The sequence below is a fragment of the Micromonospora citrea genome (assembly GCF_049629545.1).
GTDB classification, from domain to species: Bacteria; Actinomycetota; Actinomycetes; order Mycobacteriales; family Micromonosporaceae; genus Micromonospora; species Micromonospora citrea_A.
The window spans coordinates 81,931-99,942 of sequence record NZ_JBNADX010000008.1; the positions used below are offsets into that span (position 1 = coordinate 81,931).

An 18,012-nucleotide genomic window follows, 5' to 3' on the forward strand; every position below is an offset into this window, starting at 1 on the left:
TCCGGGCGCGTCGGCGCGACCCGGCCGGGGTAGGAGTTTCTGCATGAGCGCGGACCGGCCCGACGGGGTCCTCTTCGACGTCGACGGGACTCTCGTCGACACCACGTACCTGCACACGGTGAGCTGGTGGGAGGCGCTGCGCCAGGCGGAGCACCGGGTGCCGATGGCGGCCATCCACCGGTCCATCGGGATGGGCTCGGACAAGCTGCTGGACCACCTGCTCGGCCCGGAGCGGGACCGCGGCGAGGACGGCAAGCTGCGCGCCGCCCACGACGGGTTCTTCGGCGAGTACTGGGAGCGGCTCGCCCCGCTCCCCCGCGCCGCCGAGCTGCTGCGGGCCTGCGCCGCCCGGGGCCTGCGGGTGGTGCTGGCCACCTCCGCCGCCGAGCACGAGGTGGTCGCGCTGCGCGCCGCGCTGGCCGCCGACGACGTGATCCACACCGTGACCTGCTCGGCCGACGCCGCGGAGAGCAAGCCGGCCCCGGACATCCTGGTCGCCGCCCTGGAGCAGTCCGGCCTGGCGGCCGGGCGGGTCGTCTTCGTCGGCGACTCGGTGTGGGACGTCGCCGCGGCGGCCGAGCTCGACATTCCCTGCGTCGGGTTGACCTGCGGCGGCACCAGCCGGGGCGAGCTGGCCGGGGCCGGCGCGGTGGCGGTCTACGACGACCCGGCGGCGCTGCTGAGCGGTCTCGCCGACTCCCCGCTGGCGACGCGCGGGCGAAAGTCACCCAGGGACAAGACGGACACCCAGGCTTAGCCCGCGGGACGACGGGGCACAGTCCCACCCGCCCACGCACCGTGGGGCGGGTGGGCGAGAGGTGGTGCCGTGGAGCCGGTCGATGTCGCGTTCGCGCTGGTGGGGATCGGGGCCCTGCTGGCCGGGATCCTCCCCCGGATGCTCGAACGCCGCCCGCTGTCCATGCCGATCGCCTTCCTCGGCCTGGGCATGCTGGTCTTCCTGCTGCCCACCGGCCTGCCCTCACCGGATCCGCTGCGCTGGCCGGACATCACCACCCACCTGACCGAGATCGGGGTGATCGTCGCCCTGATGGGCGCCGGGTTGAAGATCGACCGGCCGCTGAGCTGGAAGAACTGGTCATCGACCTGGCGTCTGCTGGCGATCGCCATGCCGGTGTGCATCGCGGCGGTGGCGCTGCTGGGCTGGTGGTGGGCCGGTCTGGTGCCGGCCGCGGCGCTGCTGCTCGGCGCCGCCCTGGCCCCGACCGACCCGGTGCTCGCCGCCGACGTGCAGGTGGGCGAGCCGACCGACGCGGAGGACTCGGAGGACGAGGTGCGCTTCGCGCTCACCTCGGAGGCCGGCCTCAACGACGGGCTGGCCTTCCCCTTCGTGTACGCGGCCGTCGCGATCGCCACCGCCGGTCTCGCCCCGTCGGCGTGGTTCGCCGACTGGTTCACCGTCGACGTGCTCTACAAGCTGGCCGTCGGGGTCGGTGGCGGGCTGCTGATCGGCTGGCTGCTCGGCAAGCTGTTCTTCCGCGCCCCGAGCGAGTTGCGGCTGGCCCGGCACGCCGAGGGTTTCCTGGCGATCGCCGCCACCTTCCTGGCGTACGGGTTGGTGGAGGTGGTGGGCGGCTACGGCTTCCTGGCGGTGTTCGTGGCCGCCCGGGCGATCCGGGCCGCCGAGCGGACCCACGAGTTCCACTCCGTGCTGCACGACTTCGCCGAGCAGGTCGAGCGCCTGCTCACCGTCATGTTGCTGCTGCTCTTCGGCGGCGCGGTGATCGGCGGTCTGCTCGCCCCGCTGACCTGGCAGGCGGCGGTGGTCGGCCTGGCCCTGGTCTTCGTGGTCCGCCCGCTGGTCGGCTGGCTGTCGCTGCGCGGGGCGCCGGGGCGGCCGGCGGAGCACTGGGTGATCGCGATGTTCGGCATCCGGGGTGTCGGCTCGTTCTACTACCTGGCGTACGCCACCACGAAGGCGGACTTCCCGCAGGCGGACCTGATCTGGGCCACCGTCGGCCTGGTGGTGATCGTCTCGGTGGTGGTGCACGGCATCGCCGCAACCCCGGTCATGCAGCTGCTGGACCGGGCGGGGCAGCGGACCGGCGAGCCGGCGGAGCGGGGCGAGCCGGTGCTGGACGGCGCGCGGGGCTGACCCCCGGGCACCCTCGGCGCCGGGCGTCCGGCGGCGCCGCTCAGCCGTGGACGGCGGCCAGCCGCTCGGCCAGGGCCCGGCCCAGGTCCCGACCGGAGCGCCAGGCGCTCTGCACCCGGGGGCGGCCGAAGGCGTCCCCGGCCAGCCCGATCCCGTCGTCGTCTAGGTGGTACGCGGTGTCCGCGCCGGCGCCGGGTTTGGCGTAGGTCCAGCGGTGCACGTGCACCAGTTCGGCCGGCTCGGGCAGCCCGAGCAGGTCGCGGACCGCCTGTTCGATCGCCGGGCCGGCGGCGGTGGGCTGGGCCAGGTGCCCGGCGGCGAACTCGGCGGTGGTGTGCGCGACGAGCACCGGTGCGCCGTCGCCGCGCCGGTCGCCGTCGTCGCAGACCAGCGCGAGCAGCGGGTCGTCGTTGACGAATGCGCCGTGGAAGTCCGGCCAGCGGCGGGTCGGGAACCGCAGCACGGCGGCGAGCGTCGGTGACCAGCGCTGTTCCTGCACGGCGCGGGTCGCCGCGGCCAGCGCGGGGTCGAGCAGCAGGGCCGCCTGCGGCCCGGGCATGCACAACGCCACGGCGGCGCACCGGGCGCCGTCCACCGCCGGGCCCGGCTCGACGGTCATCACCAGCCGGTCGACGGTCACCGGGAGGTCCCGGGCCAGCTCCTCGACCAGGGAGCGCAGCCCGTGCGGGGCCGCCCAGCGGACCGGCCCGGACACCTCCCGCCGGCCCGTACGGTCGTACGCGACGAAGGTGTCGGTCCACTCCCGGACCAGGCCGGCGGCCCGCCACCGGTCGACCACGGCGGCGAAGTCCGGGTCGTCGACGGTGAGGTACGCCGCGCCGGTGTCGGCGGGCCGGCCGTCGAAGCGCCGGCTGGCCATCCGGCCCCCGGGCACCCGCCCCCGCTCGCTGATCCGCACCGGGACACCCGCCCGGACCAGCTCGGTGGCGCAGGCCACCCCGGCGATGCCGGCTCCCACCACGATCACGCCCGAGTCCATCCGGTGATCGTATGTGTCGGGTCGCCGGCATGAAGGGCCGATGCCGAGGGTAGGGGTACACCTGTTCGAAGAGAGGTGGAGACCATGACCGACCGCAATCGGCGGACGCCGGACCCGCAGGGCGCGATCAAGGACCCGGACGAGTGGGTCACCGGCGACGAGCCGCCGACCGCCGCCCAGGAGTCGTACCTGCACACGCTGGCCCGGGAGGCCGGCGAGGCGGTGCCGGACGACCTGACCAAGGCCGAGGCGTCCCGCCGGATCGACGAGTTGCAGGAGGAGACCGGCCGGGGCCGGTGACCGGGGCGGTCAGCCCCGACGCGGGGGCAGGCGGTGCAGCTCGACGGCGTCGAGTCGCCCCGCCGCCACCCGCGCGGTCAGGTAGGTGGCGTACGGCTGCGACCGCCGGTCGGTCGGCGAGCCGGGGTTGAGCAGCCGCAGCCCGCCGGGAGCCACGCTGTCCCACGGGATGTGCGAGTGGCCGAAGACCAGCAGGTCGCAGTCGGGGAAGCGGGCGGCGCAGCGTTCCTCCCGCCGGGTCTTCGGCCCGGTCTCGTGCACGACGGCCACCCGCAGTCCGTCGAGTTCCGCCCGGGCCACCTCGGGCAGCCGGGCCCGCAGTTCGGGGCCGTCGTTGTTGCCGTACACCCCGACGAGCCGGCGGGAGCGGGCCTCGAGCGCGTCGAGCAGCGCCCCGTCGACCCAGTCGCCGGCGTGCAGCACCACGTCGGCGGACTCGACCGCCGACCACAGGGGCGCGGGCAGGTCCCGGGCGCGTTTCGGCACGTGGGTGTCGGCGAGGATCACCAGGCGCATGGTCCCATTCTTCTCCGGTCCGCCGGCTCCGTAACTTTCGAGGTCTTCACATCCCGGCAACATGGCCGTATTTTGTGCTGAATATGGGAGCGCTTCCACGCACCTTTGTCGATACTTTGTGAGGGGCTGGTCATGAGAGACAGCAGGACCATCGCCGCCGTCGGCGCGGCGGCCACCGCGTTCGCCGTCGCCGCCACGGTGGGCGTGGGGGCGCTCCGGCCGGCACCGGCCGCGGCGGCCGACTCCACCTTCTACGTCGACCCGCAGACCGCGGCGGCGGCCTGGGTCGCGGCGAACCCGCAGGACCCGCGCGCCGCGGTCATCCGCGACCGGATCGCCGCCGTGCCGCAGGCCCGCTGGTTCACCCGGACCAACACCTCGACCGTACGCGCCGAGGTGGACGCCCTGGTCGGCGCCGCCGCCGCAGCCGGGAAGACGCCGATCCTGGTGGTCTACAACATCCCCAACCGGGACTGCGCCGGCGCCAGCAGCGGCGGCGCCCCGGACCACGCCAGCTACCGGGCCTGGGTCGACCAGGTCGCCGCCGGGCTGAACGGCCGACCGGCCACCATCGTGCTCGAACCCGACGTGCTGCCCCTGATGACCAGCTGCCAGAACGCCGGCCAGCAGGCCGAGACGAAGGCCTCCATGGCGTACGCCGGCAAGAAGCTCAAGGCGGGCTCGGCGGCGGCGAAGGTCTACTTCGACGCCGGCCACTCGGCCTGGCTCTCCCCCGCCGAGATCGCCTCCCGGCTGGTCGGCGCGGACATCGCCAACAGCGCCGACGGCATCTCGGTCAACGTGTCGAACTACCGCAGCACCGCCGAGGCCGTCCCGTACGCCAAGCAGATCATCGCCGCCACCGGCGTGTCCCGGCTGCGGGCGGTCGTCGACACCAGCCGCAACGGCAACGGGCCGGCCGGCTCGGAGTGGTGCGATCCCGCCGGCCGGGCGATCGGCACGCCGAGCACCACCAACACCGGCGATTCGATGATCGACGCGCTGCTCTGGGTGAAGCTGCCCGGCGAGGCCGACGGCTGCATCGCCGCGGCCGGGCAGTTCGTCCCGCAGCGCGCCTACGACCTCGCCGTCGCCGCCGGCCCGCTGCCGACCACCGCTCCCCCGACCACCACGCCGCCCACCACCGCTCCGCCGACCACCGCTCCCCCGACGACCACGCCGCCCACGACCACGCCGCCCACCACGCCCCCGGCCGGTGGCTGCGCCGTCACCTACACCCCGAACGCCTGGACCGGCGGCTTCACCGCCGACGTACGGATCACCAACTCCGGCGCGGCGGTCAACGGCTGGACGCTCACCTTCCGGCCCGGGACCGGCGTCCGGCTGACCAACGGCTGGAACGGCGAGTGGAGCCAGAGCGGCGACCAGGTCACCGTCCGCAACGCCGCCTGGAACGGCGGCCTGCCCACCGGCGGCACGGTGAGCGTCGGCTGGCAGGGGACCTTCACCGGCACGTCGCTGCCCAGCCCCAGCGGCTTCCAGCTCAACGGCGCCACCTGCTCCTGACCGGCGTCGCCGGCCGGCGGTGGGACCGGGCCCGCACCGGGTGCGGTCCCACCGCCGGCCGGCCGTTCCGGTGGCCGGGCGTCGCGCCGGTCAGGCGCCCTGGCCCTGGTTCTGCATCAGCCCGCCGTCCATGAAGTACGTCGACCCGGTCACGTAGTCGGCGTCGTCGCTGGCCAGGAAGACGGCGAGCTTGGCGATCTCCTCCGGCTCGGCGGCCCGCTTCCACGGGATCGACTGCACCTGCTCCTCCAGGTACGCCGGATCGTCGATGGCCCGCTGGTTGAACGGGGTGAGCACCATCCCGGGCCCGATGTTGTTGACGTTCATGTGCATCGGGGCGACCTCCAGCGCGAGGCTCTTGGCCAGCTCCAGCATGCCGCCCTTGCTGGCGTCGTAGTCCGACCCGCCGGCCCGGGCCACCTCCTGGTGGATCGAGGTGATGTTGATGATCTTCCCGTGTCCGCCCTGGTCCCGGCGGTGCCGGACGAACCGTCGGCAGCAGAAGAACATCCCGTAGAGGTTGGTGCGGATGGCCCGGTCCCAGGTCTCGGTGTCCAGGTCGGCGACTCCGATGCCGGAGGCGTCCACCCCGGCGTCGTTCATCAGCACGTCGAGGGTGCCGAACTCGGCCAGCGCCTCGTCGAACATCGCCTCGACCTGGTGCTCGACGCTGATGTCGCCCTGCACCACCACGGCCCGGCCGCCGGCCTTCTCGACCTCGGCCCGGGTGTGGTTCGCCCCGGCGTGGTCGTGCAGGTAGTGCACCACCACGTCCGCGCCCTCCCGGGCGAACTCGATCGCGGTGGCCTGGCCGATGCCCGAGTCCGAACCGGTGATCAGGGCCTTGCGGCCGGTGAGTCGTCCGGTCATGCGCGTGCTCCCTCCGTGCGTCCCGCACCGGTCGGCACAGGCTGTCGGTGGCGGTCCGCGAGGTCACGGACCCGCTCGGCGGCCTCCGTCAGGCAGCCGGCGGCGTTGATCAGGCCGATGTGTGAGAAGGCCTGCGGGAAGTTGCCCAGTTGCTCGCCGGTGGCCTCGTCGATCTGCTCGGCGTACAGGCCGAGGTCGTTGACCCGGGCGGCGAGCCGTCCGAACAGCCGGTCCGCCCGGTCCAGTTCGCCGGCCTTGGCGAGGCAGCCGACCAGCCAGAACGAACAGATGACGAAGCCGGCCGGGTCACCGTCCCAGCGACGCAGCAGGCCGTCGCGGGACAGTTCGCGCTCCACCACGTCCATCGTGGAGCGCATCCGCGGGTCGTCGGCGGGCAGGAAGCCGACCAGCGGCATGATCAGCACCGAGGCGTCCAGTTCGTCGGAGTCGAACGCCCCGGTGTACGCGCCGAGCCGGTCGTTCCAGCCCCGGGTGAGCACCGCCGCCCGGACCGCGTCCCGGGCCGCCGCCCAGCGGGCCACGTCGGCCGGGTCGCCGATCCGGTCACCGAAGCGCACGGCCCGGTCCAGCGCCGTCCAGCACTGCACCTTCGACGAGACGTAGTGCCGCTCGGCGTCGCGGGCCTCCCACATGCCGGAGTCCGGGCGACGCCAGTCCCGCACCGCCTGGTCGGCCAGGCCGTGCAGCAGGTGCCGGACGTCCGGCGACATCGGGTCGAGGTAGTGGCGCATCAGCCAGGCGGCGTCGAGGATCTCCCCGAGCACGTCGGTCTGCCGCTGCTTCCAGGCGTCGTTGCCGACGTAGACGGGGCGGCTGCCGGCGTACCCGGCGAGGTGGTCGAGGGTGTGCTCGGTGAGGTCCCGCTCGCCCTCCACGCCGTACATGATCGGCACCCGGTCGTCGTCGATCCGGCCCATCGCCCGGGCCACCCAGGAGAACTGCCGGTCGGCCTCGTCGGGGCAGGCGGCCAGCCAGAGCGCCTGGAGGGTGAGGCTGAAGTCGCGCAGCCAGACGAAGCGGTAGTCGTAGTTGCGGTCGCCGCCGAGCCGCTCCGGCAACGAGGTGGTCGCCGCCGCGACGATCGCGCCGCTGGGCTGGTACGTCATGCCCTGCACCACCATCGCGCTGCGCCGTACCGCCTCGGGGTGCCGGCCCCGGTACTCGTGCAGTCCGGCCCAGGAACGCCAGCCGGCGACCGTGTCGGCCACCACCCGGTCGGCGTCGGGCAGCGCCGGCTCCCCGCCGTCGTAGATCGGGGCGTACCCGAGGGTGAAGCGGTAGGTCTCCCCGGCCCGGACGGTGATCCGGGCGGTGGCGTCGCCGCGCCCGCACTCCATCGGGACGTCGGTACGCAGGCTCAGCCGGCATCCGCCGGCCCGGGCGTCGACGACCCCGCCGGAGTCGATCAGGTACGGACTCACCTGCCCGTACTCGAAGCGGGGCCGGTAGTGGACCCGGACCGGCACCTCCCCGTGCAGGCCCTCGACCACCCGACCCAGCGCGCGCGGCGAACGCAGGCCGATGTCGTGCCCCCGCGCCCCCGGCTCCAGGGCCAGCGCGTCGGTGACCGCCACCACCCCGTCGGGGGTGGTGAAGACGGTCCGCAGCACGAGGGTGTCCTCCAGGTAGGACCGCTCGACGGTGTACCCGCCCTCCGGGCCGATCGACCAGTGACCCGCCCGGTCGTCGAGCAGTCGCCCGAAGACCGCCGGCCCGTCGAACCGGGACGGACACCACCAGTTGACCGAGCCGGCCCGGTCCACCAGGGCAGCGCTCCGGCCGTCGGCGAGGAAACCGTGGTCGCTGATCCGTCCGCTGCGCACGACGGGGTCTACCCGGGCGGTGCACGGCCAATCCTGACCGTCCGCGTTAGCGCACCGCCTCGGGAGGGAACGCGGCCCGTCGACGAAGGAGGATGCTATGACCAGACCCTCGACCCCGAGCGCCACCTGGCGTCCCGGGATGCCGGGCGGCGACAACCTCCCGTCCGGTCCGGCCGGGCGGCCGGCCACGCCGAGCGGTGACGGCCACGGACCGCAGGCGGGCGCGCCCACCGTCACGATCGGGTCGTACCCGGACTATCCGTCCGCGCAGCGGGTGGTGGACTACCTGGCGGACAACCGGTTCCCGGTGGAACACACCGCGATCGTGGGCACCAACCTGACGTTGGTGGAGACGGTGCTCGGCCGGCTCACCACCGGCCGCGCCGCGTTGCTCGGCGCGGGCACCGGAGCCTGGTTCGGGCTCTTCATCGGCCTGCTGTTCGGCATCTTCACCGTCGGCAACTGGTTGGCGGTGATCCTGGTCGGGCTGGTCATCGGCGCGATCTGGGGCGCCGTCTTCGGCGCGGTGGCACACGCGATGTCCGGCGGTCAGCGCGACTTCACCTCGGCCAGCTCGCTGCGGGCCGGGCAGTACGCGGTGACCGTGGACGCCGACCTGGCCGACCAGGCCCGGCAGTTGCTGGGCCGGATGCACCTGACGCCGACCGGCGCGACCGCCCGCTGAGCGGACCCGACGGCACCCCGGCGCCCCGTGCGCCGGGGTGCCGCGCGTCCGGTCGTTTCGCCCCGCCCTTCTCGTGGGCTCAGCCGTCGGTGGCCAGCCGGGCGTGCAGGTGCTCGTCGTGCCGCCGGCCGTCGCCGTACCGGTACGCCTCGCGCAGGGTGCCCTCGGCCCGGTAGCCGGCGCGGGCGGCGACCCGGCAGGAGGCGGGGTTGGCCACGGCGTGGCAGAGCTCGATGCGGTGCAGCCGCAGCTCGGCGAAGGCCCAGGTGGTGAGCGCGACGACGGCCCGGGAGGCGACTCCCGCGCCACGGGCGGCGGCGACCGTCCAGTAGCCGATGGAGGCGTCCTCACCGCGGATCTGGTGCAGCGAGACCGAGCCGAGCAGGGCGCCGTCGGCTGCCGAGGTCACCGCGAGGCTGACGTGGTCGCCGCCGGACCAGTCCGCCCGGTGGCGCACCCAGTCGGTGGCCCCGGCCAGGTCGTCGGTGACACCGCGGGTCGGGTTCCACCGGGCGATCGCCGGCTCCCGCAGCGCGTCGAGGACGGCGGCGGAGTCGGTGACGCGCCAGGGACGCAGCAGCAGGCCGGGAGCGGTGATGTCGACGTGGTCCACGACGCGGCAGTGTGCCAGCGCCGGCCCGGCGACGCCCACCGGATTTCCGGCGGGCATACTTCAAAGTCAAACCATCGCGCCGATCGGGTGCCACGTGGCCTCGGTCACCGAGCGGCCACGAGGGTTGTTGAAATTTTAAGTAGTGCTACTCTCGGGGACGTGACCGAGAGTCTGGACAGCGCGCGAATGGCCGGTTGGCGCGCGTACATCGAGGCCAGCCAGCGACTGTTCACCCAGCTGGAGGACGACCTGCGCGCCGACAGCGGGCTGAGCTTCGCCGACTACCACGTGCTGGTCCTGCTCTCCGAGGCGCCGGGGCAACGGCTGCGGATGGGCGAGCTGGCCGACCGGCTGGTCTTCTCGCCAAGCCGGCTGACGTACCAGATCTCCTCCATGCAGCGACGCGGCCTGGTCGCCCGGGAGTCCTGCCCGGCCGACCGCCGGGGCAGCGAGGCGGTGCTCACCGCCGCCGGGCTGCTCGCCCTGCGTGAGGCCGCGCCGGGGCACCTCGCCTCGGTGCGCCGGCACCTGATGGACGACCTCGACGACGTCGAGGTGGCCACCCTGACCCGGGTCTTCGCACGGCTCGGCCGGCGCCTGCGCGCCGACCGCGACGCGTCGTCCACCCACAGCGACTAAGGAGTTCGCGATGCCCGCCATCACCGTCGACGACGTCCTCGTCCTGCCGCGCCTGCCCCGGCTCGACGAGGCCACCGCCTACCGCCCGGTCCGCCGCCTGGTCACCGCCCCCAGCGGGTACGAGGGCGAGGGCTTCCCGGTCCGCCGCGCCTTCGCCGGCGTGCCGACGACCGAGCTGGACCCGTTCATCCACCTGGACCAGATGGGCGAGGTGGACTACGCCCCGGGCGAGCCGAAGGGCACGTCGTGGCACCCGCACCGCGGCTTCGAGACGGTGACGTACATGATCGACGGGATCATGGACCACCAGGACTCGCAGGGCGGCGGCGGCACCATCACCAACGGCGACACCCAGTGGATGACGGCCGGCAGCGGCCTGCTGCACATCGAGGCGCCGCCGGAGCACCTGGTGATGAGCGGCGGCCTCTTCCACGGCCTCCAGCTCTGGGTCAACCTGCCCCGGGTGGCGAAGATGAAGCCCCCGCGCTACCAGGACATCCGGGGCCGGGAGGCGGCGCTGCTCACCACCCCGGACGGCGGGGCGCTGATCCGGGTCATCGCCGGTGAGGTCGCCGGGCACCAGGGGCCGGGTTCGACCCACACCCCGATCACCATCGCGCACGTGACGGTGCAGCCCGGCGCCGAGCTGAGCCTGCCCTGGCGGGCGGACTTCAACGCGCTGGTCTACGTGCTCGGCGGGCGGGGCACGGTCGGCACCGACCGGCGGCCGGTGCACACCGGCCAGCTCGCCGTGCACGGCCCGGGCGACGCGTTGCGGGTCACCGCCGACGAGCGGCAGGAGTCGCGCACCCCGGCGCTGGACCTCTACATCATGGGCGGCCAGCCCATCCGGGAGCCGGTGGCGCACTACGGGCCGTTCGTGATGAACACCCGCGCCGAGCTGATCCAGGCCTTCGAGGACTTCCAGGCCGGCAAGCTCGGGGTGGTCCCGGCCGAGCGGCTGCCGCACACCGGCGGCCAGGGCGAGCGGCCCTGACCCGATGACGGGCACCCCGGTCGGCCGGGGTGCCCGGGTCCGGGCGCGGGCCCCGTCTCAGGAGACGGCGAAGATTCCGGCGACCCCCAGGATCACCATCAGCAACACCGCCAGGATCGCGCCCCGTTCACTCTCCACCGCCTGCGGCGAGTACTCGGTCACGGAGTTCGTGGTCTCGGCGGGCATGCTGCGGCCTCCTCGGTGTTCGTCGTCGTCAGGGGTGCGGCAGGTCACCACCGGGGGGCACGACCGGTCATCCGACGTGCGGGTCCTCGGCGGGGGACCTACCGTGAGGACGTTGTCGACCTCGGGGGGCTGGAGCATGGCGATCGAGGACTGGTTCCTGACCGCTGCGGAACGCGCCAACCCGGTCTCGGAATTACCCGTCTGGACGACGGGAAACCTCGCCGAGCCGTTGATTCACGGAGCGGCGTACTTCGACCGGCTGGTCACCGAGGTGGAGGCGCTGGGCCCCGGCGACCACCTCTTCTTCACCGACTGGCGGGGCGACCCGGACGAGCGGATGCGCCCGGGCGGCCCCACGGTGGTGCAGCTCTTCGCCCGGGCGGCGCAGCGCGGCGTGGTGGTCAAGGGGCTGCTCTGGCGCTCGCACCTCGACGCCCTCGCCTACAGCGAGGCGGAGAACCGCAGCCTCAGCGAGGCGATCTGCGCGGCCGGCGGCGAGGTCCTGCTCGACCAGCGGGTCCGCCGGGGCGGCTCGCACCACCAGAAGCTGGTGGTGCTGCGCCATCCCGACGCGCCGGAGCGGGACGTCGCCTTCGCCGGCGGGATCGACCTGTGCCACAGCCGGCGCGACGACGCCGACCACGGTGGCGACCCGCAGGCCGTGCAGATGTCGCCGAAGTACGGCCCCCGCCCGCCCTGGCACGACGTGCAGCTCGCGGTCCGCGGGCCGGCGGTCGGCGCGCTGGACACCACGTTCCGGGAGCGCTGGACGGACCCGATGCCGCTGGACTCGGAGAACCCGCTGGCGTACCTGCGCGACCGGCTGCGCGGGTCCGACCTCAGCCCCGACCCGCTGCCGGCGCAGCCGCCGGACCCGCCGCCCTGCGGGCCGCACCGGATCCAGGTGCTGCGCACCTACCCCGCCGTACGCCCCCGCTACTCCTTCGCCCCGGACGGCGAGCGCACGGTGGCCCGTGGCTACACCAAGGCGGTACGCCGGGCCCGCCGGCTGATCTACCTGGAGGACCAGTACCTCTGGTCGACCGAGGTGGCCGAGCTGTTCGCCGGGGCGCTGCGGGACAACCCCGACCTGCACCTGGTGGCGGTGGTCCCCCGGTACCCGGACGTGGACGGCCGGCTGGCGCTGCCGCCGAACACGGTGGGCCGGGAGCAGGCGCTCTCGCTGTGCGGGCGGGCCGCCCCGGACCGGGTGCACGTCTTCGACGTGGAGAACCCGCAGGGCCAGCCGGTCTACGTGCACGCGAAGGTCTGCGTGGTCGACGACGTCTGGGCGAGCGTGGGCAGCGACAACTTCAACCGACGCTCCTGGACGCACGACAGCGAACTGTCCTGCGCGGTGCTGGACGACACCCGCGACCCACGGGCGCCCACCGACCCCGGCGGGCAGGGTGACGGGGCGCGGGTCTTCGCCCGGGATCTGCGGCTGCGGCTGTGGCGCGAGCACCTGGACCGCGACCCGGACGGCGCGCAGGACGACGACCTGCTCGACCCGTCCTCGGCGGTGCGGGCGGTCACGGCGGCGGCGGACGCCCTCCAACGGTGGTACGACTCGGGCTGCCGGGGTCCCCGGCCGCCGGGCCGGCTGCGTCCGCACCGCCCGGAGCGGCTGCCCTGGCTGACCCGACTCTGGGCGCTGCCGGCGTACCGGTTGGTCTACGACCCGGACGGCAGGCCGCTGCGGGACCGGCGCGCCGGCACCTGGTGACCCGCCGGGTCGTCGGCGCGCGACGGCGTCTCGAGCGGGTACCGGGTCAGGCCGCCGGGGTAGGCGAACGAGGTGCGGGGGGCGTAGAAGCCCCAGGGGATCAGCAGCGGGTTCTCCGGGCGGAGCACGTAGGTCGGGTGGTCGGGGGCGAGGAACTCCACCGACTCGACCTCGAACGGGGTGACCGGCTCGGCGATGAACGGGTAGACGCCGCTGATCAGTTCGCCGTCACGCATCGTCAGGTAGCGGTGGTGCCCCCGGCGCACCTCGTGGCCGGTGGCACCCACCCGGGCCCGGGCGCGGATCACCGGCACCCCGTCGGCCACCGTCTCGGCGACGAGCACGTCGCCCCGGACGTCGATCCTGGTGCGGCCGAGCACGCCCGGGGCGCCTCGGGCGGCGGCGTACCCGAGCACCCGGGGGCTGGACGTGACGTAGTGGGTCCACCAGCCGCCGGGGGTCACGCCGTCGGGGGCGTCCATGCCGACCAGGGACACCCCGAGGTAGGTCAGTGAGTAGGCGCCGAAGCCGGAGGTCTGGGCGGCGTCGTCGACCACGTACTGGTTCATGAAGACCTGCCGGTCCGCCCGGGGGCGCAGGCCCGGCGGCACGAGGGCCGCGACGCCGTCCGGATCCGCCGGCAGCCAGCTGAAGTGCAGCGTGCGGCTGTCGACGACGAGCTGCGGATCGGCGGGATCGAGCACGGTGCCTCCGTACCTGGGGGATACACCGCGACGCTACGGGCAGTCCCGTCGGCGGGACAACGACGGAAAGCCGACACTCCGCGCCGTATGTCGCATGCCCGATTGACCGGTCGGTCAGCCGCACGCACCTGTCCGGAGGGGCGGGTGGGGCGGCCGTTCGGACAGCCGGCGGGGGGCGCGGCCAGCAGCCGTGATCACAAACCGTCGCGCTTTTGTCCGTTCCAAGGCGTTTAGGATCGGACATCCCTTAAGTGCATCGTACTTTCGGCTAGATCTGGGCGGGACTATCGGGCTAAGGTGAGTCCCGAACGGACCATCTGAAGCTAAACCGAAGCGTCACGTCTTTTTGTCCGCGGACGAGGTGCAGGGAGGACCACCCATGACCGCGCCAGCGACCACCGAGCACACGGCGACAACCCCGACCACCACCGAGAAGCTGGACCCGCGCGCACTCACCGACAGCGCCGCGGACCTGCTCAACGCGATGGCCGCGTTGCCGGCCAACCACCCGTCCCGCGCCGCCATGCGGGACCGGGCGATCGAGGCCTGGCTGCCCCTGGCCAACCACCTCGCCCACCGCTACAGCGGGCGGGGCGAGCCCACCGACGACCTGGCCCAGACCGCCGCCGTCGGCCTGATCAAGGCGATCGACAAGTTCGACCCGTCCCGCGGTGTCGACTTCGCCGGCTACGCCATCCCGACCATCATCGGCGAGCTGAAGCGGCACTTCCGGGACCGCACCTGGGACATCCGGGTCCCCCGCCGTCTCCAGGAGCTGCGGCTGGCCATCTCCGACGCCAACAGCTCACTGCTGCAGACCCTCGGCCGCTCGCCGACGGTCGCCGACATCGCCGCCCACCTCAAGCTCACCGAGGAAGAGGTCCTGGAGGGCCTGGAGGGCGCCCGCGCGTACAACGCGGTCTCGCTGTCCACCCCGACCGGCGACGGCGACCGGGCGACCGAGCTGGGCGACATGCTCGGCGGCGAGGACAGCGAGTTCGAGCTGGCCGAGCTGCGGGTCGCCCTCGGCCCGGCGCTCGCCACGCTCGACGAGCGCGAGCAGAAGATCCTCACCCTGCGCTTCTACGGCAACCTGACCCAGTCGCAGATCGCCGAGCAGATCGGCGTCTCGCAGATGCACGTCTCGCGGCTGCTGGCCCGGGCGTTGACCAAGCTGCGTGGTCAGCTCGACGGCACGTACTAGGCGATGGTGACGGCGGCCGGGTCGGCGGGCCCGGTCACCGTCGCGTCATCGCAGGCCCGGTCGGCGGTTCGCCGGCCGGGCCGCTGCCCGTCCCGGGTCACCTCAGCACCAGCAGGTCCATCCGGTCCACCACGGGGGCGTCCGGGGTACGCGCCGCCGCCCGCCGCAACCGGTCCAGCCCGCGCGCGAAGGCGTCGTCGTCGAGCAGCAGCAGCGGGGTGTGCGCCTCCCGGCGCAGCCCGGCCGCGGCCTCGGCCAGGGAGGCCGCGCTCACCTGCGACACCCGCTCCAGACTCGCCGTCGGGAAGCCGGCCGCCGCGAACGCCGCGCGGACCTGGGTCACCGACGGATAGCCGTCCAGCACCCGCGCCGCCTCCGGAAACCACCGGAACAGACTGATCCCGTCGCTGCGCCCGGCGAAGACCGAGCGGACCAGCACCGGCGCGCCGGGACGCAACACCCGGCGCAGCCCCTCGGCCACCGCGGGCAGGTCCGGCAGGTGGTGGATCACCGTGGAGACCCACGCGCCGTCCAGGCTGCCCGCCGCGAGCGGCAGGGCCTCCGCCCGACCGGCCACCATCCCCGGGCACACCGCCCGCGCCCGCATGGCCGCCGACGGCTCGACGGCCACCACCTGCGCGCCGTACCAGTCGCGGAAGGCGACCGACCAGGATCCGGTGCCGGCGCCCAGGTCGAGCAGCCGCAGGCCGGGGCGGGGCCGCAGGTGCCTGGCGACCGCCGCCTGCCACCGCGCGATGCCGCCCTCGTCCAGGTGCCGGGTCGCGGCGAAGGCGGCCGCGGCCCGCTCGTCGTACGCGATGCGCGCCATGGGTACACCCCACGCGATCGGCCGACCAGCGTCAATGTGATCCCACCGACAGACAGGTGACCGACGGTTCGCGCAGCGTGACCGCACGCGCGACGGCCCCGGACACCTCGCCCGGGGCCGTCACCGCCTGGTCAGCGCCCGGCCGGGTCCCGCCACATCGGATAGAACGGGGTGCCGTCCGGCAGCCGGAACGGCTCGCTGCCCCGGTAGCCGTGCCGGGCGTACAGGTCGCGGCTGCTCTCGCTGCTCGCCTCGAGGTACGCCGGCACGCCCTCGCTGTCGAGCACCGCGTGGTGGTGCCGCAGCAGCGCCGTGCCGATCCCCTGCCCCTGCCGCTGCGGCGCCACCGCGAGGAATGCCAGGTGGTGGTGGTCGTCGTGCGGGTGGCTGGCCGCGAAGAGGTCGTCGAGGTGGCGGAACCGGTCGGTCCACTCGCCGCAGGCGCCGACCAGCCGCTCGTCGTAGTCGGCCGGCTCCGGCCCCGGCTCGCCCACCTGCGGCAGCCAGACGGCCACCCCGGAGCGGTCCGTGGTGCCGTAGACCAGGCCGTGGCGCATCGCGTGGTCCACCATGATCTCGAAGTGGTCGGCGAGCACCGCCTCGCGCCGCTCGGCGTCCGGCACCAGCCACCGGGTCGCCGCCAGCACCAGGAACGAGTTGGCGATCCGCTCGGCGACCGCCCGGGTCTGTGCCGCGCCGAGCCGCTCGACGCCCGGGCCGCTCACCGGCCCACCCCCGCCCGGACCGGCACCGGCTGACCGGCGCTCGGCAGCACGGCCGCCGCCGCGCTCTGGGCGCCGAGGCCGATGCGGGCGTACACCTCGGGGCGGCTGCGCCGCAGCACGAGGCCCCACAGCACGCCGAGCAGCGCGGCGACCGGGTAGGCCGCCGGGACGGCCCAGCGCAGCGGGGAGTCCGGCGCCACCCCGAGCAGGGTGGCGAAGTTGGCCACCGCCACCGAGATGATGGCGACCAGCGCGACCGACGCCAGGCCGGGCGCGACCGCCCGCCGCCACAGGTTCTCCGGCGCGGCGGTACGGGCGAAGAAGGCGATCACCGCGACGCTGGTGGTGGCGATCAGCAGCAGTACCCCGAAGCCGCCGCCCGCGCCGGCCCAGTAGAAGAGCTGGAGCACCGGGTCCCAGCCGTTCACCGCGTACAGCACGATCACCACCAGCCCGAGCACGCTCTGCGCCAGCGACGCGACCCGGGGCGAGCCGGTGCGCGGCGAGGTCTGCCCGAACGCGGCCGGCAGCACCCGCTCCCGGCCGAGCGCGAACGCGTACCGGGCCGTGGTGTTGTGGAACGAGATCATCGCGGCCAGCACCGAGGTCATGAAGAGCGCCTGGCCGATGGTGACGACGGTGTCGCCGAAGTGCGCGGCGGCCAGGTTGAAGATGAGCGCGACGCTCTGCTCGCCCGCCTGTTGCGACACGTTCTCCGGGCCGGTGGCGACGGTCATCGTCCAGGACGACAGCGCGTAGAGGCCCGCGATGATCACGACGGAGAGGTAGGTCGCCATCGGCACGGTCCGCTTCGGGTCCTTGCTCTCCTCGCTGAACACCACCGCGGACTCGAAGCCGACGAAGCCGGTCATGGCGAGCACCAGCAGCGCCCCCACCCCCGGCGCCACCAGGTTGCCCGGCGACAGCGCGTCGAAGCTGACCGAGCCGCCGGCCGGATGGGTGAGCTGACCCAGGTCGAACACGACGATCACCACGATCTCGGCGATCAGCAGCACCGCCAGCACCAGGCCGTTGACGTCGACGCGGAGCAGGCCGAGCAGGCCGACCAGCGCCCAGGCCACCAGGGCCACCAGGGCCCAGTGCGGCTCGACGCCGAACAGCGTGCCGAAGACCGGGGCCGCCGCCGCGCCGATCGCGCCGTACAGGCCCACCTGGAGGGCGTTGTAGGCGACGAGGGCGACCCAGGCCGCGCCGACCCCGGCCGGGCGGCCGAGCCCCCGGGAGACGTACGCGTAGAAGGCGCCCGCGTTCTCGACCCGCCGGGCCATCGCGACGTAGCCGACGGAGAAGAGCGCCAGGACGGCGGCGACCGCCAGGAAGGCCAGCGGCATCCCGGTGACGCCGGTGACCGCGTACCCGGTGGTGACCACGCCGGCGACCACGGTGAGCGGCGCGGCGGCGGAGAGGACGAAGAAGATGACCGAGGGGACGCCGAGCCGGCCGCTGGCCAGGGCGTCGGAGACGTTGCTGGGTCGTGCCGGTCTGCTTGTCGGGGGCATGGGGGCTGCTCCGG

The 18,012-nt window shown here is 74.1% G+C and carries 19 protein-coding genes; 9 read left to right on the forward strand and 10 right to left on the reverse strand.

The features are described 5' to 3' along the window. The first annotated feature begins 43 nt into the window (after positions 1-43). The gene (locus tag ACPFP2_RS11515; RefSeq protein WP_424088791.1) at positions 44-757 is read left to right on the forward strand and encodes an HAD family hydrolase; all 714 of its coding nucleotides are present in this window, start codon (positions 44-46) and stop codon (positions 755-757) included. Positions 758-826: 69 nt separating this feature from the next. Further along, a complete protein-coding gene (locus ACPFP2_RS11520) occupies positions 827-2,113 on the forward strand; it encodes a cation:proton antiporter (protein WP_424088793.1) in 1,287 nt (428 codons plus the stop codon). A 40-nt stretch (positions 2,114-2,153) separates the two neighbouring features. On the opposite strand, the gene ACPFP2_RS11525 is transcribed toward ACPFP2_RS11520, so the two are convergent. Further along, on the reverse strand, positions 2,154-3,101 hold the full coding sequence (locus ACPFP2_RS11525) for an NAD(P)/FAD-dependent oxidoreductase (RefSeq protein WP_424088971.1): 948 nt from the start codon (positions 3,099-3,101) through the stop codon (positions 2,154-2,156). 96 nt (positions 3,102-3,197) lie between these two features. On the opposite strand from ACPFP2_RS11525, the gene ACPFP2_RS11530 reads away from it, so the two are divergent. Beyond that, positions 3,198-3,413 (forward strand): DUF3072 domain-containing protein, encoded by a 216-nt coding sequence (locus ACPFP2_RS11530; RefSeq protein WP_424088795.1) that lies wholly within the window; start codon positions 3,198-3,200, stop codon positions 3,411-3,413. 9 nt (positions 3,414-3,422) lie between these two features. Here ACPFP2_RS11530 and ACPFP2_RS11535 read toward each other — a convergent pair whose 3' ends face one another. After that, positions 3,423-3,929: a metallophosphoesterase family protein gene (locus ACPFP2_RS11535; RefSeq protein ID WP_424088797.1), complete on the reverse strand. Its 507-nt coding sequence runs from the start codon at positions 3,927-3,929 to the stop codon at positions 3,423-3,425. Between the two features lie 132 nt (positions 3,930-4,061). On the opposite strand from ACPFP2_RS11535, the gene ACPFP2_RS11540 reads away from it, so the two are divergent. Beyond that, the gene (locus ACPFP2_RS11540) at positions 4,062-5,456 is read left to right on the forward strand and encodes a glycoside hydrolase family 6 protein (protein WP_424088799.1); all 1,395 of its coding nucleotides are present in this window, start codon (positions 4,062-4,064) and stop codon (positions 5,454-5,456) included. Between the two features lie 90 nt (positions 5,457-5,546). On the opposite strand, the gene ACPFP2_RS11545 is transcribed toward ACPFP2_RS11540, so the two are convergent. Beyond that, positions 5,547-6,326 carry an SDR family oxidoreductase gene (locus tag ACPFP2_RS11545; protein WP_424088801.1) on the reverse strand — a complete coding sequence of 260 codons (780 nt, stop codon included), beginning with the start codon at positions 6,324-6,326 and terminating at the stop codon, positions 5,547-5,549. Next, on the reverse strand, positions 6,323-8,170 hold the full coding sequence (locus ACPFP2_RS11550) for a glycoside hydrolase family 15 protein (protein ID WP_424088803.1): 1,848 nt from the start codon (positions 8,168-8,170) through the stop codon (positions 6,323-6,325). Before ACPFP2_RS11550 ends, ACPFP2_RS11545 begins: the two co-directional genes overlap by 4 nt. A gap of 97 nt (positions 8,171-8,267) precedes the next feature. Between ACPFP2_RS11550 and ACPFP2_RS11555 the strand changes: the two genes are divergently transcribed. Further along, the gene (locus tag ACPFP2_RS11555) at positions 8,268-8,855 is read left to right on the forward strand and encodes a general stress protein (RefSeq protein WP_424088805.1); all 588 of its coding nucleotides are present in this window, start codon (positions 8,268-8,270) and stop codon (positions 8,853-8,855) included. A gap of 79 nt (positions 8,856-8,934) precedes the next feature. Here the strand turns inward: ACPFP2_RS11555 and ACPFP2_RS11560 are convergent, their stop codons facing one another. Next, on the reverse strand, positions 8,935-9,468 hold the full coding sequence (locus ACPFP2_RS11560) for a GNAT family N-acetyltransferase (protein ID WP_424088807.1): 534 nt from the start codon (positions 9,466-9,468) through the stop codon (positions 8,935-8,937). A 159-nt stretch (positions 9,469-9,627) separates the two neighbouring features. On the opposite strand from ACPFP2_RS11560, the gene ACPFP2_RS11565 reads away from it, so the two are divergent. After that, positions 9,628-10,107, forward strand: coding sequence for a MarR family winged helix-turn-helix transcriptional regulator (locus ACPFP2_RS11565; RefSeq protein ID WP_363866119.1), 480 nt, complete (start codon positions 9,628-9,630; stop codon positions 10,105-10,107). A gap of 10 nt (positions 10,108-10,117) precedes the next feature. Continuing rightward, positions 10,118-11,104: a pirin family protein gene (locus tag ACPFP2_RS11570; protein WP_424088810.1), complete on the forward strand. Its 987-nt coding sequence runs from the start codon at positions 10,118-10,120 to the stop codon at positions 11,102-11,104. A 57-nt stretch (positions 11,105-11,161) separates the two neighbouring features. Here ACPFP2_RS11570 and ACPFP2_RS11575 read toward each other — a convergent pair whose 3' ends face one another. Then, positions 11,162-11,290, reverse strand: coding sequence for a hypothetical protein (locus ACPFP2_RS11575; RefSeq protein WP_269459458.1), 129 nt, complete (start codon positions 11,288-11,290; stop codon positions 11,162-11,164). Between the two features lie 136 nt (positions 11,291-11,426). Between ACPFP2_RS11575 and ACPFP2_RS11580 the strand changes: the two genes are divergently transcribed. Continuing rightward, positions 11,427-13,016 (forward strand): phospholipase D family protein, encoded by a 1,590-nt coding sequence (locus tag ACPFP2_RS11580; RefSeq protein ID WP_424088973.1) that lies wholly within the window; start codon positions 11,427-11,429, stop codon positions 13,014-13,016. On the opposite strand, the gene ACPFP2_RS11585 is transcribed toward ACPFP2_RS11580, so the two are convergent. Further along, positions 12,965-13,720: a hypothetical protein gene (locus ACPFP2_RS11585; RefSeq protein ID WP_424088813.1), complete on the reverse strand. Its 756-nt coding sequence runs from the start codon at positions 13,718-13,720 to the stop codon at positions 12,965-12,967. The two genes, ACPFP2_RS11580 and ACPFP2_RS11585, sit on opposite strands and share 52 nt — an antisense overlap. Before the next feature lie 379 nt (positions 13,721-14,099). On the opposite strand from ACPFP2_RS11585, the gene ACPFP2_RS11590 reads away from it, so the two are divergent. Then, complete coding sequence (locus ACPFP2_RS11590; protein WP_424088814.1) at positions 14,100-14,924, forward strand: SigB/SigF/SigG family RNA polymerase sigma factor; 825 nt, start codon at positions 14,100-14,102, stop codon at positions 14,922-14,924. A 97-nt stretch (positions 14,925-15,021) separates the two neighbouring features. On the opposite strand, the gene ACPFP2_RS11595 is transcribed toward ACPFP2_RS11590, so the two are convergent. The 3 genes from ACPFP2_RS11595 to ACPFP2_RS11605 form a co-directional block, all read right to left on the reverse strand. Then, complete coding sequence (locus tag ACPFP2_RS11595) at positions 15,022-15,753, reverse strand: class I SAM-dependent methyltransferase (protein WP_424088816.1); 732 nt, start codon at positions 15,751-15,753, stop codon at positions 15,022-15,024. A gap of 131 nt (positions 15,754-15,884) precedes the next feature. Beyond that, positions 15,885-16,478 carry a GNAT family N-acetyltransferase gene (locus ACPFP2_RS11600; protein WP_424088818.1) on the reverse strand — a complete coding sequence of 198 codons (594 nt, stop codon included), beginning with the start codon at positions 16,476-16,478 and terminating at the stop codon, positions 15,885-15,887. Next, a complete protein-coding gene (locus ACPFP2_RS11605; protein WP_424088820.1) occupies positions 16,475-17,998 on the reverse strand; it encodes an APC family permease in 1,524 nt (507 codons plus the stop codon). The genes ACPFP2_RS11600 and ACPFP2_RS11605 overlap by 4 nt, the downstream gene beginning before the upstream one ends. Positions 17,999-18,012: the final 14 nt, after the last annotated feature.